This is a genomic window from Confluentibacter sediminis (assembly GCF_003258355.1).
Classification (GTDB): Bacteria; Bacteroidota; Bacteroidia; order Flavobacteriales; family Flavobacteriaceae; genus Confluentibacter; species Confluentibacter sediminis.
Map to the genome: position 1 here is coordinate 1 of NZ_QKPO01000046.1, position 871 is coordinate 871.

Genomic DNA, 871 nt, shown 5'->3' on the forward strand with positions numbered 1-871 from the left:
GGAGGATTTTTATAAACAAAAGCTTATATGGATTGAATTAGCAGACAAAGGTCGATTCGCTCTTGATGATTCTGACAATTTCATGACTCTAAATGGAACTTACATTCTAACTGGAAAAGATTTGGAATATTTATGCTGTATCTTAAACAATCCTGTGATTAGCTGGGATTTTAATACATTTTGCATAAGCTCAGGTGTTGGAACAAATCAATGGAGAGAACTATATGTTAGAAATTTATTGATTCCATGCATTCCAAAAGATAGTCAAAAATTATTTTTTAAATTACTACACGATATCACATATTTAGAAAAAGAAAACAAATCCTCTGTTATTTTACAAAAAGAACTAAATCAAATGGTTTATGATTTGCTTCAATTGACGTTCGAGGAAATAAACTTTATTGAATCTCAATAAGGTTATCTCGAATGTTCTAAAAGCTCTTTTTTATAATTTATAATATGAGATATTTCTTCATCATTTAACCCTATTAAATCAAACCAAATTTGATTGTTTGTAAGTCCAAATAATACTTTATCACTTTGAAATTTCTTTAATTCATTAATAGGATTTATTGTTTCGCTTTTTATTAGAGGTACAAATGCCTCTTCTAAATAGGCTTTCTTATATCTAAAGCCGGTTGCATCAAATTGAGGTCCCGTGTAAAATTTGGAAAAAGTATAAAATCCAACTTCCGAAACGAGAAATGAATATATGAAGTCAATGTTTTCCCCTGTTATCATAAAGTTTGTCGCTTCTATGTAAAACTTATTATCGTCCAAATAAATAAAAGGATAATCATCCAATAATTCTATTTTACTTGGCATTCGCATGATATCTGGATAAACAATTTTCTGTTTATAAAAATCCTCC

General features: G+C 28.5%; 1 protein-coding gene and 1 pseudogene. One reads left to right on the forward strand and one right to left on the reverse strand.

Annotated features, from left to right (window positions below; all coding sequences use genetic code 11):
• Positions 1-415 (forward strand): hypothetical protein (locus DKT72_RS17800; protein WP_220628158.1); only part of this gene is annotated, 415 nt, incomplete at its 5' end.
• A gap of 2 nt (positions 416-417) precedes the next feature.
• On the opposite strand, the pseudogene DKT72_RS17805 reads toward DKT72_RS17800, so the two are convergent.
• A pseudogene (locus DKT72_RS17805) lies at positions 418-871 on the reverse strand (hypothetical protein); the annotation flags it as partial.